This window comes from Candidatus Methanoperedens nitratireducens, assembly GCF_900196725.1.
Classification (GTDB): Archaea; Halobacteriota; Methanosarcinia; order Methanosarcinales; family Methanoperedenaceae; genus Methanoperedens; species Methanoperedens nitroreducens_A.
On the sequence record NZ_FZMP01000196.1, the window covers coordinates 12,926 to 29,174 of the forward strand.

The following is a 16,249-nucleotide window of genomic DNA, read 5'->3' on the forward strand; positions in this document are numbered from 1 at the left end:
CAGAGGTGGGACCATGGGTAAAAAGCCGTTGATAGTGGTTAATTTTAAAACCTACACCGAAGGCACGGGTGAAAACGCCGTCAGGATGGCAAAATACTGCGAGGAAGTAAGCAGGGATTCCGGGGTTGATATCATAGCATGCCCCCAGACGCCGGACATATACAGGGTAGCATCGGCGGTAAAAATACCGGTTTTCGCCCAGCATATCGATGGCGTGGGGGCAGGGAGCTATACGGGGCATATCACAGCGGATAGCATCAAAGCTGCCGGTGCCGGAGGTGCGCTTATCAACCATTCTGAACGCCGCCTCGTACTGGCTGACATAGATTCCGCGCTCCAGGCTGCAAAGAGATCAGGGCTCACAGCTATTATATGTACGAACAATATCGCTGTCACAAAAGCGGCAGCCGTGCTTGCACCCGGTTTCGTGGCGATCGAGCCGCCGGAACTTATAGGCTCAGGCATACCGGTCTCAAAAGCCGACCCCGATATTGTGAGAGATTCTGTCGCGGCTGTAAAAAAGATAGCCCCGGACGTTGAGGTCCTTTGCGGCGCAGGCATCTCCAGAGGCGAGGACGTTGCCGCGGCACTTGAGCTCGGGACTGCGGGCGTACTTCTTGCGTCCGGAGTCATCAAAGCAAAAGACCCCAGAGCTGCACTTCTTGACCTTGTGAAAAATGTATGATTCTAAGGCAATGCAAAAGTTATTTAATATGTAAACAGAGAAAGGTTTAAGTTAAATGAGGTTGTGTTCAAGGGGCGCACGTCTACGAGGTTTTAACAGAATTGCGATTTGTTAGAGAGTATTTATCTTCAGTGGTTGGCAGCGTAAGAATAGATGATGACAGGTTTGGGCTCGTAGCTCAGTCAGGCAGAGCACCGGGCTTTTATTCCGGCGCAAATTACGTGGAAAAGATACCCGATGGTCGAGGGTTCAAATCCCTCCGAGCCCGTTTGCCTGGGAGGTAATCGTATGAAGGAGAAAGAGCAGACTGAAAGGGGGTTTAACCCCTTAGGACATAAATTGGTACCAAGGCATGAGATATTGGAAGAGAACGATCTTACGAAAATACTGGCGGAATATAAAATAGAAAAGGAACAGATGCCCAAGATCCGCGTTTCAGATCCTGCGGCTGTTGCCATAAAAGCCAAAGTTGGCGATGTTGTCCGCATAATCCGTGATAGCCCGACCGCGGGTAAAGCCATTTTCTACCGCCTGGTTATCGCATAGATCCGAATCATGAGGTTATATGTTAGATAGAAGAGTATTATCAAAAGCGTATTTTACAAGCGAGAATATAGTGCGCCACCATGTGGATTCTTTCAACGATTTCCTGGATTTTGGCCTCCAGAAAGTTATTGATGAGCAGAGGATTATCGAGACCGAGATCGAAGGTACTTACGTAAAACTCGGAAAGATCCGGGTAAGCCATCCGGTGGTAAGAGAAGCTGACGGTGCTGTCGATAAACTCTATCCCACAGAGGCAAGGCTCAGGAACATAACCTATGCTGCGCCGCTTTATCTTGGTATGACCATCATAAGCCCGGACGGCGAAAAGGAAGAGAAAGAAGCGGAAATAGGACTTTTGCCGATGATGATCTGGTCAAAAAAGTGCAATCTTGTCGGGCTGACTGAAAAGGAATCGGTCGAGCTGGGGGAGGACCCGCAGGACCCGGGCGGATACTTTATAATCAACGGTACGGAACGCGTTATCACCACACTTGAAGACCTGGCTCCTAATAAGATCCTCGTGGAATTCGAGGAACGGTACGGTGAGAATATCGAAGTTACGAAAGTATTCTCCCAGCGCCGCGGTTATCGTGCGCTTGTGGTCGTGGAGCGGAACAGGAAATCCATCCTTGAGGTCTCGTTCCCGTCGATATCCGGAAGGATCAATTTTGTCACAATGATGAGGGCGCTCGGTGTCGAGACTGACCAGGACATCGTTAACGCCGTGTCCAGCGACCCGGAGATAGTTAAATTCATGCTTGAGAACCTGGAAGAGGCCGAGGTCCCGGATAAAGAAAAAGCAATGGAGAAGATCGGGACGCGCGTGGCGTCGGGCCAGGCAAGGGAATACCAGATAAAGAGGGCAAACTATGTCATTGACCGGTACCTGCTGCCGCATCTGGGGAATGATGAAGCCCACCGCCTGCTGAAGGCGCAGTTCCTCGGACGCATGGCGCAGGCATGCTTCGAACTTGCGCTTGGCAAGAGGGAAAGCGATGATAAAGACCATTATGCCAATAAAAGGTTGAAACTGGCAGGCGACCTTATGGAAGACCTGTTCAGGGTATCGTTCAACAGGCTTACCAGGGATGTCAAATACCAGCTGGAGAGAGCCAGCATGAGGAACAGGGACCTGAACGTCGCTACAGTTGTGCGCTCGGATGTACTGACAGAGAGGCTCGTGCACCCGCTGGCTACGGGCAACTGGGTAGGAGGCAGGACAGGCGTATCCCAGCTGCTTGACCGCACGGATTATATTGCCACCCTCTCGCACCTGAGAAGGGTCATCTCGCCGCTGTCAAGATCGCAGCCGCATTTTGAGGCCAGGGACTTGCATCCTACCCAGTGGGGCAGGGTATGCCCGTCGGAAACGCCTGAAGGACCTAACTGCGGTCTTGTGAAGAACTTTGCGCAGCTGGTCGAAATTTCAACCAGCGCCGGGGATGAGAAATTACTTAAGAACCATCTTTACGAACTGGGTGTAATGCCGATCATCCCGCAGCTTGTAGGAGTTGAAGAAGTGGTCACCACTTACGCGACCGAGCTTGAGGCGCTTGAAGAGGAAGAAGAACTTAAAGTCGAACCTGAAGAGGAGGTTGAAGTCTTTGAATAAGACAAGGATTTTCCTGAATGGCGAGCTCATAGGAACTCACGATAATCCAAAAGAGCTTGCAGCAGAGCTGCGGAAAAAGCGAAGGCAGGGCGAGCTCAAGAAACAGGTGAACATCATCTACTACGAGGATACGAACGAGATATATATCAACTCCGACCAGGGAAGAGCCAGGCGCCCCGCCATAATCGTGGAAAAAGGCATGCCGCTTGTGACAAAGGAACATATCGAGCGGTTAAATAAAGGAGAGACAAATCTAGAAAGTCTTGTTAACGATGGCCTGATAGAGTACCTGGACGCAGAGGAAGAAGAAAATGCGCTCATAGCGATAGATGAAAAAGATATCACGGAAAAGCATACGCATCTTGAGATAGACTCAGCGTTAATCCTGGGTATTTGTACAGGCATGGTGCCCTTCCCGGAACACAATGCATCCCCAAGGAATACGATGGGGGCGGGCATGATAAAACAATGCCTGGGCATGTCCACGCCGAACCTGAAGCTGCGTCCGGATACGAGGGCGCACGTCCTGCATTACCCCCAAAGAGCACTGGTGTCGACGCAGACGGCTGAAGCTATCGGCTTTGATAAGCGACCTGCGGGGCAGAATTTCGTGGTAGCTGTGCTGTCGTATGAAGGTTACAATATTGAAGATGCGCTAATCATAAACAAAGGTTCTATCGAGCGCGGGCTCGGAAGGAGCCATTTCTTCAGGACAAATGAGGGCGAGGAGCGCAAATACCCCGGAGGGCAGGAGGACAAGTTCGAGATCCCTGATGCCGAGGTAAGAGGAGCCAGGGGCGCAGAGGTTTACAAGCAGCTTGACAGCGACGGCCTTGTGAACGCGGAAATCCCTGTAGGACCGAATGATGTCCTTATAGGCAAAACAAGTCCGCCAAGGTTCCTGGAAGAACCCACCGAGCTTGGGATAAGTCCTCTCCAGAGGAGAGAGAGTTCGGTAACGATGCGCTCGAATGAGAAAGGCATAGTTGATACGGTAATACTGACCGAATCTGAAAACGGTTCCCGGCTTGCAAAAGTCAGGACTCGCGACCAGAGAGTACCCGAAATCGGGGATAAGTTCGCATCCAGGCACGGTCAGAAAGGAGTAATAGGTCTTATAGTGCCGCATGAGGATATGCCGTTCTCGGAGAACGGTACTGTTCCCGACCTTATTGTCAATCCGCATGCCATACCCTCAAGAATGACCGTCGGGCACGTTCTTGAAATGATAGGCGGTAAAGTTGGTTCGCTTGAAGGAAAACAGGTTGACGGCACCCCCTTCTCGGGAGCGTCTGAAGAGGAATTGCGTTCAGCCCTTCTGAAATTTGGTTTTTCGAACAGCGGTAAAGAAGCACTGTATGACGGTATAACGGGCAAGAGGATCCAGGTGGATATATTCGTGGGTGTTATCCTGTACCAGAAGCTCTACCACATGGTTTCTTCAAAGATGCATGCGCGGTCAAGAGGACCTGTGCAGGTACTGACCAGGCAGCCGACCGAAGGCAGGGCAAGGGAAGGAGGCTTGAGGTTCGGTGAAATGGAGCGTGATGTCCTTATCGGGCACGGCGCTGCGATGGCTTTGAAAGAAAGGCTGCTTGATGAATCCGACCGGGTAGTGGAGTATGTCTGCTCCAACTGCGGCATGATAGGTACCCTGGATAAAAGAAAGAACATTACCGTATGTCCTGCCTGCGATGCGGAAACGGGCATACATCCTGTAGAAATGAGTTATGCGTTCAAATTATTGCTTGACGAGATACTATCCCTCGGCGTTGCGCCGCGTCTTGTGCTGGAGGACGCCGTTTAGGAGGATATTATGGTAATCACTACCCCAAAAAGAATAAAACAGATAAAATTCGGGCTTATCTCACCAAAAGAGTTCCGGAAAATGAGCGTCACAAGGATCATAACGGCAGATACATATGATGATGACGGTTTTCCGATCGAGATGGGATTGATGGATACAAGGCTCGGCGTCATTGACCCGGGCTTGCGGTGTAAAACGTGCGGAGGAAGGGCTGGCGAGTGTCCCGGTCATTTCGGGCATATCGAGCTTGTAGCCCCGGTCATCCACGTAGGTTTTGCAAAGCTTATACGCAAGATCCTCAGGGCTACCTGCAGGAATTGCGGAGCGCTGCTTCTTGAGCCTGCCCAGAAGAAAAAGTACCTTGAGCAGATAAAAACACTGAAAAAAATGGGGCAACCTATAGAGGATATTGTTAACGAGGTGTTCAAGGAAGCACGGAAATCCGGAAAATGCCAGTACTGCAACGAGGTGCAGCAGGAAATCAAGTTCGAGAAGCCGACAACATATATCGAGAACGAACATAAACTGATGCCTACGGATATCCGTTCCCGTCTTGAGAAGATCACTGACGAGGATATAGAAGTGATCGGAATGGACCCGCAGAATGCGCGCCCCGAATGGATAATTCTAACCGTATTGCCTGTACCCCCGGTCACGATGCGACCGTCGATCACCCTTGAGTCAGGTCAGCGCAGTGAGGATGATCTCACTCATAAGCTTGTGGATATAATCAGGATCAACCAGCGGTTCCAGGAGAACAGGGAAGCCGGAGCGCCGCAGCTTATTATAGAAGACCTGTGGGAATTGTTGCAGTACCATGTGACTACATTCATCGATAATGCTGTTTCAGGCGTTCCCCCGGCACGGCACAGGTCCGGAAGACCGCTCAAGACCCTTTCACAGAGATTAAAAGGTAAAGAAGGGCGGTTTAGAGGAAGCTTATCAGGCAAACGTGTCAATTTCTCTGCAAGGACTGTGATCTCACCTGACTCTAATCTCAGGATATTCGAGGTCGGAGTACCGGTAGAGGTGGCAAAAGAACTTACCATTACAATGAACGTGACACCAAGGAACCTCGAAGAAGTAAGAGAATATGTGAAAAGAGGTCCTGAGAACCACCCGGGCGCGAATTATATCGTCAGGGCTGACGGGCGGAGGGTGAAAATCACTGATATCAACCGCGAGGAACTTGCAGGTCTGATAGAACTCGGATGGAAAGTTGACCGGCAGATAAAAGACGGCGATGTCGTATTATTCAACAGGCAGCCTTCGCTTCACAGGATGAGCATTATGGCTCATGAAATAAAGGTGCTGCCATACAAGACTTTCAGGCTCAACCCCGCTGTATGTCCACCTTATAACGCAGACTTTGATGGCGATGAGATGAACCTGCATGTGCCTCAGACAGAAGAAGCGCGTGCAGAAGCGAAGATATTGATGCATGTGGCGGAGAACATCCTGTCTCCGAGGTTCGGCGGTCCGATCATCGGCGGCATCCATGATCATATTTCAGGACTTTTCCTGCTCACGAGCAGCAAGGATAAGATAAATAAGAACGATGCTCTGGAGCTTCTCGGGAAATCTGAGATCAGGGAATTGCCCGAACCGGCTGGAAAAGAGAACGGTGAGCCGTACTGGACAGGAAAACAGATATTCAGCCAGATATTGCCAAAGGGCCTGAATCTCCAGTTCAAGGCTGAGATCTGCGACCACTGTGATGTCTGCAAGGGCATTGACTGTGAGAACGACGCTTACGTGGTCATCAGGGATGGGGTACTTGAGAATGGAGTAATTGATGAAAAAGCCATAGGCGCTTTTAAGAGCGTAATACTTGATAAACTGATGAAAGAGTTCAATCCCGAGATCGCGTGTAAATTTATCGACGACGCTACCCGCCTCTCGATAAGAGGCATCATGCGAAAAGGGTTCAGTTTCGGCATAGACGATGAATACATACCCCCCGATGCCCAGAACCAGATTGATGAGGTCATGAACCTGGCAAGAGATAAAGTTGAAAAACTGATCTCGGCATACCTGGCAGGAGAGCTTGAGCAGCTGCCCGGGCGGACACTGGCTGAAACGCTTGAAATGGAAATAATGAAAGAACTCTCCAAAGCAAGGGACGCGACCGGTGATATTGCAGGAAGGCATCTGGGAATGGATAATTCCGCTGTGATAATGGCGCGTTCGGGCGCACGAGGCTCGATGCTCAACCTTACCCAGATGGCAGCCTGTGTCGGCCAGCAGGCAGTGCGAGGCGAGCGCATTAAAAGAGGCTATGCGGGACGCACACTGTCTCATTTTGAGCGTGGCGACCTGGGAGCACAGGCGCACGGCTTTGTAAGAGCAAGTTACAAGAGCGGGTTATCACCAACAGAGTACTTCTTCCACGCCATAGGAGGGCGCGAAGGTCTTGTGGATACGGCGGTCAGGACTTCCCAGTCCGGTTATCTGCAGAGGCGGCTTGTGAACGCTCTGCAGGACCTTGAAGTCCAGTACGACGGGACTGTCAGGGATACCAGGAAAATGATAATCCAGTTCAAATACGGGGAAGACGGTATCAATCCGATGAACAGCGATTTCAGCAAACCTGACGCTGTCAAGCGGATCATCGAAAATGTTGTGAACGGGGAGGAATGAGCATGGATCAAAAAACCATAGAGGAGACAATTTCATCTCTCCAGCTGCCCCAGAGGGTCATTGATAACCTGATGCGTGAACTCAAAGGCGTCAAGATCACAAAGAAACAACTGGATGAGATCGTGAAGAACACACTTGCCACGTACGATTATTCCAGGATACAGGCTGGCGAGGCAGCCGGCGTCGTTTCTGCGCAGTCGATCGGTGAACCTGGTACGCAGATGACAATGAGAACTTTCCACTACGCAGGTGTGGCTGAAATCAACGTCACCCTGGGACTGCCGCGCTTGATCGAAATAGTGGATGCAAGGAAAAATCCGAGCACCCCTATGATGACCATTTTCCTTGAGAAGGAGTTTGCGTTTGACAGGGATAAAGCGCGTGAACTTGCCTGGAAGATAGAGGCTACCAGAATTACCGTGCTGGGCAGCATGTCCACGGACATCACCGAGATGAAAATAATAATCGACCTTAATAAAAAATCGCTTGTACAGCGGAATATGACAGCAAAAGAGATTGCCGATAAGATTGAAGAGGAAATAGGCAATTCTCCAGAGATATCAGGCGATACTTTAATAATGAGGCCTGAAGAAGCATCATACAGGCAACTGCTCCAGCTCGTTAAAAGCGTGCAGTCCATAATACTGAAAGGCATTAAGGATATCAAAAGAGTCGTTATCAGGAAAGAAGACAGCGGCGAGTATGTCCTGTATACCGAGGGCTCAGCTCTTAAGGAAGTGCTTGCAATAGACGGCGTTGATGCTACCAGAACAAGGACGAACAACGTCAATGAGATATTTGAAGTAATGGGAATAGAGGCAGCCAGGCTGTCCCTGATACATGAAGCTACGGAAACCCTGAGAGAGCAGGGTCTGACCGTGGATGTGAGGCATATCATGCTTGTAGCTGATATAATGACAGTTGACGGGGATGTGAAACCGATAGGCAGGCACGGTGTATCCGGAGAAAAGGCAAGCGTCTTCGCACGCGCGGCTTTCGAGGTAACCGTGAACCACCTGCTTGATTCCGGCATGAGCGGGGATGTCGATGAATTGCGGGGAGTAACAGAAAATGTTATAGTAGGCCAGCCGATAAGGCTTGGGACCGGAAATGTCAGATTGATCGCGAAAAAACCCGCACAAAGGAGTTAAATTATGGAAACCGATATAAGCAAAGTACTGCGAAGCACTATATCCACTGGTAAAGTACTTATTGGCGCAAGGCAGACTATTGATGCTGTGAAGAACGGGGAAGCACAGGTAGTTGTAGTATCTTCCAATTGTATGGAACAAACCCTGAATGAACTTAAAGGAGTGCCTGTAATAAAATACCCGGGAGCAGGGGTTGACCTGGGTGTCGCATGCGGCAAGCCGTATCCGATTACAACACTCGCGGTACTGGAGCCGGGGGAATCGGAGATACTTTCTTTCGGGAGCACGAATGAGTGAAGTCAAACTAAGTACGGACGGGATAAGATATATTGCATTATTTGAGAGCCTGACAGGAGCCAGAGCAAGGGATTGCTTTGAGGATGCCGAGAACAACAGGCTGGTATTCGTAGTAAAAAGCGGGGACATGGGGCTGGCTATCGGAAAAGGCGGGGACCGCATTAACCGCGTCAAGAAAGCCGTTGGCAGGCATGTAGAGGTCATCGAGCACTCGGAGGACCCTGTTGAGTTCGTGAAAAATGCTTTTCACCCCGTCTCAATAAAGAATGTTAATATTACTGTTAAGGATGACAAGCGCATAGCTTATGTAGAGGTACTTACTAAGGAGAAGGGGCTTGCCATCGGGAGAGACGGCAAAAATATCGAAAAGGTAAAAAAACTCTCCCTGAGGCACCATAATATAGATGATGTGATCATCAAGGGTTGAGTCCCTTGAGAACGCAATCGATTAGCGTAACGAAATTAAAATCATAATACACCGGAGGAACATAACTTCATGGGAAAAGGAATATACGCCGCTCGCAAGTTAAAGAGCGAACATAAGAAATTCAGATGGAGCGACAGGAACTACAGCAGGCGCGCACTTAATCTCGATGTAAAGGCAGACCCGCTTGGAGGAGCGCCTATGGCTCGCGGCATTGCGCTTGAGAAGGTCGGGGTCGAGGCCAAGCAGCCAAACTCGGCTATCCGCAAATGCATACGGCTTCAGCTTATCAAGAACGGAAAACAGATATCAGCTTTCTGCCCCGGTGACGGTGCTATCAACTATATTGACGAACATGATGAGGTTGTCGTGGAAAGGATAGGCGGAAGGATGGGCGGCGCAATGGGAGATATCCCCGGTGTGCGCTGGAAGGTAGTGGCTGTCAATAACGTGGACTTAAGACAACTGGTTCTCGGCAAGAAGGAAAAACCGGTGAGATAATATGCACAAATTGTTTGGAAAATGGGATTTTACCGAGGTTGAGGTCAAAGACCCGAGCATCAAGGGCTACGTGAATCTTTCGCCTGTAACTATACCGCACAGCGGCGGAAAGAACGCAAAACAGCAGTTCAGCAAATCCAGCCTGAACATCGTCGAGCGGCTTATCAACAAGATAATACGCGAGGAGAACAATACCGGCCAGAAGATCACCGCAATCCGGATGGTACAGGATGCCTTTGAGGTCATTAACAAAAAGACAGGGCAGAACCCCCTGCAGGTGCTTGTCAACGCTGTTTCAAACGCAGGACCAAGGGAAGAGACGGTCAGGCTGCAATACGGCGGTATCGCTGTCCCGAAATCTGTCGATACGGCTCCGCAGCGCCGTGTGGATACTGCGTTAAGATTAATTGCGCAGGGTGCGCAGCAGGCATCATTCGGCACAAGGAAATCATACGTCGATGCGCTTGCCGAAGAGATAATCGCAGCAGCCAACTACGATGTCAAAGGTTTTGCCATGGGCAAGAAGGATAACATCGAGCGTGTTGCAAAAGCGGCGAGGTAAATACTTCGCCTTTACTTATTTTTAATTAGTCGCAGATGATAAGAAATATGTTCACCGTGACGCGTTGCGGTGTAAACATAATGCAAAAAACGCTATTTACATGCCTCGTTACATTTGTACGGGGTTTGTGACCGATTCGCCGATCCATTTAAGATATTCTGCCGAACCTTCGCCTACATCGAACGACAATACGCACGGTACTTCATAACTGTGGAGCTGCTTCACCCTTTTTTCGATCTCTTTTACTTTTTCGGTCTTTGTCTTGACTATCATCCCGAACTCATCTGATTCTTCTATATCGTCCTTCCACCTGTAAATCGAAGTAATAGGGAAAATGTTCACGCAGGCGGCAAGGCGCTCTTCAATAAGCTTCTTTCCGATCCTGCGAGCCTCTTCCGAATTGCCAGCGGTTATATATATGATTGAAAACATAAGGGCACCCATACTTAATATGCGCGATGTGTTTAAATAAAATGCTAATGGAGACTGCAGTTGAATTATTATAATCTTTTACTCCTGTTCTTGCTGTACTGGTTATTTGTCATGTTCCTTGACAGGCGGGGAATATTAAGCAAATACAATATCACAGCGTACGGACCGATACTGATGGTCAGGACCCAGAAAGGTCAGAGACTGCTCGATAAACTCGCCGTCCATAAGAGTTTCTGGAGGATATTTGCAAACATCGGTCTTCCTGCAATGCTCATAGGCATGCTTGTAATGTTCCTGCTGATATTATTCGTTGATTTCGCTTTGATAAGATCTTTCCAGACGCAAACCATCCCGCCTCCCACCAGGATCAACGAGCCGCGTAATTTTTTCCTTATACCCGGAATTAACGAGTATATACCCTTTGAGTGGGGAGTCATTGCATTGATAGTGACCCTTATAGTGCATGAGTTCTCGCATGCGATCCTCTGTAAAGTCGAAGGTATAAGGGTAAAATCAATGGGGATACTGCTGGCAGTAATCCCGATAGGGGGGTTTGCAGAACCCGATGAGGATCAGCTTCTCGGGAAAAAAGAGGAAAAAAATGAGAAAGAGCCCGAGCCAGCCCCACCCAAAAAGGTTGCAACAAGGGGTGAACGCGTAAGGGTGCTTACAGCGGGTGTCATGGCTAACTTTGCCACAGCATTTGTCGCCTTTATTCTGTTCTTCTCGCTTCTCGGGTCTATTTCCCCGGTTGGAGAAGTGATGGTAACAAGCGTGATTCCGGGGCATCCTGCTGATGCAGCCGGTGTAAAGCCGAACATGATAATCACGCAGCTAAACGATAAACAGGTGAATAGCGCTGAAGAGTTCATGATCTATATGAACACACTGCAGCCGGGAAGTAAAATAACGCTGAACGTTATCGAAAACAGGGAAAGAAAAGTAATAGACCTTGTAACAACATCGGATAATAGTACTTACCAGGGTATCAAAGTGTACGATGTAGTACCCGGCTCTCCTGCAGAAGCTGCCGGCATAAAACCGGACATGGTCCTTGTAAGGGTCAATAATACTGAGATCAGGGGACTTGATGATTTTGTCAGTTTCATGAATTCCACAGAGCCGGGGCAGAAGATAGATGTCTATGTTCTCAGCAACAACTCTGCGAATGCATCGACGGAAGTATTCAAGAACATCGAATTAACCAGCTATCCATATGACAAAAATGCAAAAAAAGGATTCCTGGGTATCTCTTATGCGCCCGATACCGGGGCTGTGAGCTATTCTTCAGGCATCGGGGTAGGTCAATTCCAGGCTAAAAGTTTCCTGAATATGCTGGAGAGCATACCTTCGTTGTTAAACAGGGTTGAGGGCTGGGTATACCTGTTCAGCCTGCCTATATATGGATTTACAGGTAATGGTTTCCCGGGGTTCAGCGGTTTAATGACTTACTTCTATGAACCGGTAGGCTGGGCTGCTCCTTTTGGAAACGGGATTTTCTGGGTTTTGAATATACTCATGTGGGTCGGCTGGATGAATTTCTATGTTGGGCTTTTCAACTGCCTCCCGGCGGTTCCCCTTGACGGCGGACATGTATTCCGCGATGTTATGACCTCATCACTCTCAAGGATAATAGGTAATGGTGAGAAGGCCGAAAAAATAACCAATGCTGTCGTAATCTTATTTGCAGTCCTTATCCTTATGTCGCTTGTGTTCGTCGCGTTCGCGCCGTATGCTGCGCATGGGTTTTAGATTCGGCTCTGTTGTCTTTATTTACCCGTAAATCTCAGCATTACAAGGCTGACCTCATATAAAATAACAAATGGCAGCATCATCATTATCTGGCTGAACATGCTCGGATCAGGGGTGATCCAGGCTGCAACAACCAGCAGGATGATGTAAGCATGCTTCCTGTAATAAGCAAGGGTCTGCCGCGTGGTAACGCCTGCGTGAACAAGCATTGTCATAATAAGGGGTAATTCAAAGGCAAACCCTAAGATCAGGGTGGTCAGGACAATAAAATAGATAAACTCATATATCGAGAAGGTCGCATTTACACCAAGACTTATGGCATCCTGGTAGATGTAACTCAGGAAGAAAGGCAGCATGACAAAATAAGAATATCCTGCCCCCAGCAAAAACAACAACGCGGCTACAAGTATTATGAAAATCACTGAGGATTTTTTAAAGGGTATGATTTTTGTAAACCTTCCCTTCAGCCCTTTATAGGCATAATATATAATGAGCGGAGATGCTATGATAATCCCGAATATAAGAGACATTTTGAACTCAAGCATCAGCACTTCCAGGGGAGTAAGAAAAATAATGGTGGGTTTATAAGTATTTATATTCTGGGATATATTTAATATATCAGCGGATATTCTCGTCAGGTTTTGCGCTATTGCAGGATTATTGACTATAAGTTCCTTTGACATCCGGGAGAGAGAGTCTGAGATTTCAACCAGTTGTCCTGAACCGGGGTTACCAGGCAGGTTCAATTTATAGAACATATCATATTCTATTTTTTTTATTACGTTCCCCATTAACTGGAAAGAAAATATAGCTCCAGCTCCGAAAAGGGCTGCTATGTAAAACAGTTTCTTTCTTAACTCGGAAAGTATATGTGTATAATCTTCCAGCGGCATCTTAAGTTCCTATCTGTAGCGGCTCTGTTATCTTCTTCAATGTAGCTATGGCTGATAATGCGGCAAGGAAACTCGTCCTCGGATTGCCAGGCGAGGGGACATTCTCAATACGGCATGTAAATTTTCCGAAAGCCCCCTCAACTGTGATCTCATGAATATTTCTCACCGCCCCGGGGTCAACAAAAACCCTCACTTGAGTTTCTTTTGCACCTATACCTGCAAGGCTCAGTGATGCGGCGACATTGACATTTGCCGGGAAGGCTGCGATCGCCTCCTCCGCATTTCCTTCGAACAGCAGCGTCTTTTCACGGAAAGAACCGAGGTCAATATTGTTATTTATAATATATGGCGCCCCTTTCAATCCTGCCGGGTTCTTCGTAGTTGTAAGCATTACTTTATCTATACTGGCAATAGAGGCCGATCTTAAGCCGTCGATTCCTGCAATGGCTCCTGATGGTATATATATCCTGCTATGGTGGGTTGCAGCCGTTTTAACGAGCTTTTCCAGAAGCTCCGGATCTGTCAGGGCTCCAACGCTAAGTATCATAAGGTCTTTTCCCCTTTCCAGTACTTCAAGCCCGTATTCGCGGACCGCTGCCGCTGAGGCACATTCAACAACTATATCGGATTCGGATATCAGGTCATCCACAGATAGCAATCGGGGCATGTTACTGAGCGCTCCAAGCAGCTTCCCACCGTGCTCCTCGCTCCGGTCATAGACAGCTACAAGCTGTGCATTTATGAGCTTTGCATCGATAGCCTTACAAATTTCCGTGCCGATAGAACCGCATCCGATTATTCCGATTTTAAGCATAATGTATTCTGTTTCCGATAGCATCCATTAACAGCAGTATATATGTAATTGAAGAATATTAATTGTAGGGATTGATTATGTTACTGGTAGAACTTGAACGTTTCATTGAAGAAGATTTAGGTTATAATGATGTCTCATGCACTGTAGTTCCGGACTGTAAGGTCAGGGCTGAAGTGGTATCAAATGAAGACGGCATCGTTGCCGGGCTTGCCGAAGCTACTCAGGTATTCGAATATTTTGAGGTTTTTGCGACCACTGACCTTGCTGAAGGTACAGCCATAAAAAAAGATGACATCATCTTCACCCTTGAAGGCGGCGCAAGGTCTATACTCCGGGCTGAGAGGCTGGCATTGAATTTCCTGGGGAGGATGAGCGGGATCGCGACCCTGACGCGCAAATATGTTGGCAGGGCTAATGGTGTAAAGATCGCATGTACCAGGAAAACCACGCCGGGATTCCGGAAATTCGAAAAGAAAGCCGTCATAGCCGGAGGCGGCGACCCTCACAGGTTCAACCTTTCAGATACTGTGCTGATAAAGGATAACCATATTGCAGTTCTCGGACTTGAAAAGGCTCTGAAAAGCGCAAAAGATGCAGCCAGCTTCACGCAGAAAATAGAGGTTGAAGTAGAAGATACGGATTCCGCTGTTCGTGCGGCGGAACTGGGGGCGGATATTATCATGTTCGATAACATGGCGGCTGATGAGATCGAAAAATGCATTAAAAGGCTGGATGAAAAGGGACTGCGGCAGGGGTTAATCCTTGAAGCTTCAGGAGGCATTTCAATGGAGAACGCAGGTGATTATGCAAAAACCGGTGTTGATGTTATATCTATCGGCGCACTTACGCATTCATCCCTATGGCTTGATATCAGTCTGAGGATTAAACAGTAAACGTAATTTTTTTCTTCAGTAAATTCATTATCATAATGTTAATACTCATAAGGTTTATATATTATTGAATGTTAATTAATGGTAGTATGGGCAAAATGGACTACTGGATGAGACCAATCTACTTTTTGTTATTTGTATTGCTGGCGCTTCCCGTATCAGGAGAAGCTGCAACACAAACATACAACTTTACTGTCCCAAACAATACCGCCATAAATTTTGAGAACGGCGCGTATATTATTGAGGTCATTGAGATCAGTCCGCCAGTTTATGCCAAAGTGAATTTGACATTTGGCAACCTGTCTAAGATTAATAATTTATACGAGGGCGAAGCCCCTATCACGTTTAACCAGATAAGTCTCAGAGCATATACCGTTTCCGATACTGCCAGGATTTCCATAGAATTCCCGACCGGATGGGGTTACCCAAAAATATACCCGGTAGTCATACCCACCCATCCGGTAGGAGTTCCTGATATCGTCCTGACAAAATCGGTAGATAGAACCAGTCTCAATATCGGGGAAGTTGCAGAATTTAAAATCAAAGTTGAAAATAGGGGAAATGCCACTGCATATAACCTTACACTGACCGACCAGCTTCCCAACGGTTTTTCCAGCGCTAAGGGTTCAAGGTTCCCGCCTGTGATAAATACCCAACTTGCCGCCGAAGAAAGCCAGGAGGTTTATTATGCCCTGAAGGCTGTTGACTCAGGCACGTTCACTGTTGAGCCGGCAGTTGTTGTATATGGGTCAAAAACGAACAGGTCAAACTCGATTACACTGAAGGTTGCGGCGATTATGGAGGAAAAATCAAACCTGACAACAATAATTATTTTAAATAAAAATAAAATTAATATCGATGACTCTATCGAAGCCACAATAAGAGTCACTAATATCGGGAAAGCCTATGCAAGATCGGTAGTTGTAGATGGCATACCCCCATATGGCATGGAAGTCATTGAAGGAGATTTAAGGAAAGTTTACTATGATGAAGGTATAGCTCCAGGTGAAACAAAAGAGTACAGAGTAACCTTAAAAGCAACCGAAGCGGGGAATTTCACAATCAATTTGAGAACGGTTTATAATGATGATCAAATCGGTATAAAAGTGGATTCTGAAACAATCAATGTGACAGCGACAGAAAAAAATTACCTGTATGTTGTTTTACCCTTAGTTGTAGCAGCATTCGGACTGGCAACATTCGCAATAAAAAGACATAGAGAATATTCATATTAAGAGGAGAC

The 16,249-nt window shown here is 47.8% G+C and carries 16 protein-coding genes and 1 tRNA gene; 14 read left to right on the plus strand and 3 right to left on the minus strand.

What is annotated here, in order from left to right; genetic code table 11:
* Nucleotides 1–13 precede the first annotated feature (13 nt).
* The 11 genes from tpiA (at nucleotide 14) to MNV_RS13150 (ending at nucleotide 10,225) form a co-directional block, all read left to right on the plus strand.
* On the plus strand, nucleotides 14–685 hold the full coding sequence (tpiA, locus tag MNV_RS13100) for a triose-phosphate isomerase (protein ID WP_096206405.1): 672 nt from the start codon (nucleotides 14–16) through the stop codon (nucleotides 683–685).
* Nucleotides 686–852: 167 nt separating this feature from the next.
* Nucleotides 853–953 (plus strand) — tRNA-Lys (locus MNV_RS13105).
* A 20-nt stretch (nucleotides 954–973) separates the two neighbouring features.
* The gene (locus MNV_RS13110; RefSeq protein WP_096206406.1) at nucleotides 974–1,231 is read left to right on the plus strand and encodes a DNA-directed RNA polymerase subunit H; all 258 of its coding nucleotides are present in this window, start codon (nucleotides 974–976) and stop codon (nucleotides 1,229–1,231) included.
* A 19-nt stretch (nucleotides 1,232–1,250) separates the two neighbouring features.
* Nucleotides 1,251–2,843, plus strand: coding sequence for a DNA-directed RNA polymerase subunit B'' (locus MNV_RS13115; protein ID WP_096206407.1), 1,593 nt, complete (start codon nucleotides 1,251–1,253; stop codon nucleotides 2,841–2,843).
* A complete protein-coding gene (gene rpoB, locus MNV_RS13120; protein ID WP_096206408.1) occupies nucleotides 2,836–4,650 on the plus strand; it encodes a DNA-directed RNA polymerase subunit B in 1,815 nt (604 codons plus the stop codon). Before MNV_RS13115 ends, rpoB begins: the two co-directional genes overlap by 8 nt.
* A gap of 9 nt (nucleotides 4,651–4,659) precedes the next feature.
* A complete protein-coding gene (locus MNV_RS13125) occupies nucleotides 4,660–7,290 on the plus strand; it encodes a DNA-directed RNA polymerase subunit A' (protein ID WP_096206409.1) in 2,631 nt (876 codons plus the stop codon).
* 2 nt (nucleotides 7,291–7,292) lie between these two features.
* Nucleotides 7,293–8,441 (plus strand): DNA-directed RNA polymerase subunit A'', encoded by a 1,149-nt coding sequence (gene rpoA2 / locus MNV_RS13130; protein WP_394336546.1) that lies wholly within the window; start codon nucleotides 7,293–7,295, stop codon nucleotides 8,439–8,441.
* Between the two features lie 3 nt (nucleotides 8,442–8,444).
* On the plus strand, nucleotides 8,445–8,738 hold the full coding sequence (locus MNV_RS13135; protein WP_096206411.1) for a 50S ribosomal protein L30e: 294 nt from the start codon (nucleotides 8,445–8,447) through the stop codon (nucleotides 8,736–8,738).
* Nucleotides 8,731–9,165, plus strand: a complete 435-nt coding sequence (locus tag MNV_RS13140; RefSeq protein ID WP_096206412.1) for a NusA-like transcription termination signal-binding factor — start codon at nucleotides 8,731–8,733, stop codon at nucleotides 9,163–9,165. Before MNV_RS13135 ends, MNV_RS13140 begins: the two co-directional genes overlap by 8 nt.
* A gap of 69 nt (nucleotides 9,166–9,234) precedes the next feature.
* Complete coding sequence (locus MNV_RS13145) at nucleotides 9,235–9,663, plus strand: 30S ribosomal protein S12 (protein WP_096206413.1); 429 nt, start codon at nucleotides 9,235–9,237, stop codon at nucleotides 9,661–9,663.
* 1 nt (nucleotide 9,664) lies between these two features.
* Nucleotides 9,665–10,225, plus strand: coding sequence for a 30S ribosomal protein S7 (locus MNV_RS13150; RefSeq protein ID WP_096206414.1), 561 nt, complete (start codon nucleotides 9,665–9,667; stop codon nucleotides 10,223–10,225).
* A gap of 108 nt (nucleotides 10,226–10,333) precedes the next feature.
* On the opposite strand, the gene cutA is transcribed toward MNV_RS13150, so the two are convergent.
* On the minus strand, nucleotides 10,334–10,657 hold the full coding sequence (gene cutA / locus MNV_RS13155; RefSeq protein WP_096206492.1) for a divalent-cation tolerance protein CutA: 324 nt from the start codon (nucleotides 10,655–10,657) through the stop codon (nucleotides 10,334–10,336).
* Nucleotides 10,658–10,717: 60 nt separating this feature from the next.
* On the opposite strand from cutA, the gene MNV_RS13160 reads away from it, so the two are divergent.
* The gene (locus tag MNV_RS13160; RefSeq protein WP_257000060.1) at nucleotides 10,718–12,409 is read left to right on the plus strand and encodes a site-2 protease family protein; all 1,692 of its coding nucleotides are present in this window, start codon (nucleotides 10,718–10,720) and stop codon (nucleotides 12,407–12,409) included.
* Between the two features lie 17 nt (nucleotides 12,410–12,426).
* Here MNV_RS13160 and tatC read toward each other — a convergent pair whose 3' ends face one another.
* On the minus strand, nucleotides 12,427–13,302 hold the full coding sequence (tatC, locus tag MNV_RS13165; RefSeq protein WP_096206416.1) for a twin-arginine translocase subunit TatC: 876 nt from the start codon (nucleotides 13,300–13,302) through the stop codon (nucleotides 12,427–12,429).
* A gap of 1 nt (nucleotide 13,303) precedes the next feature.
* A complete protein-coding gene (locus MNV_RS13170) occupies nucleotides 13,304–14,116 on the minus strand; it encodes an aspartate dehydrogenase (protein WP_096206417.1) in 813 nt (270 codons plus the stop codon).
* Between the two features lie 77 nt (nucleotides 14,117–14,193).
* Here MNV_RS13170 and nadC point away from each other — a divergent pair, with 77 nt between their 5' ends.
* Both nadC and MNV_RS13180 read left to right on the plus strand, forming a co-directional pair.
* A complete protein-coding gene (gene nadC / locus MNV_RS13175) occupies nucleotides 14,194–15,009 on the plus strand; it encodes a carboxylating nicotinate-nucleotide diphosphorylase (protein ID WP_096206418.1) in 816 nt (271 codons plus the stop codon).
* A gap of 86 nt (nucleotides 15,010–15,095) precedes the next feature.
* Entirely contained in the window at nucleotides 15,096–16,241 is a 1,146-nt protein-coding gene (locus tag MNV_RS13180) for a BatD family protein (protein ID WP_179293987.1), read from the plus strand.
* Nucleotides 16,242–16,249 lie beyond the last annotated feature (8 nt).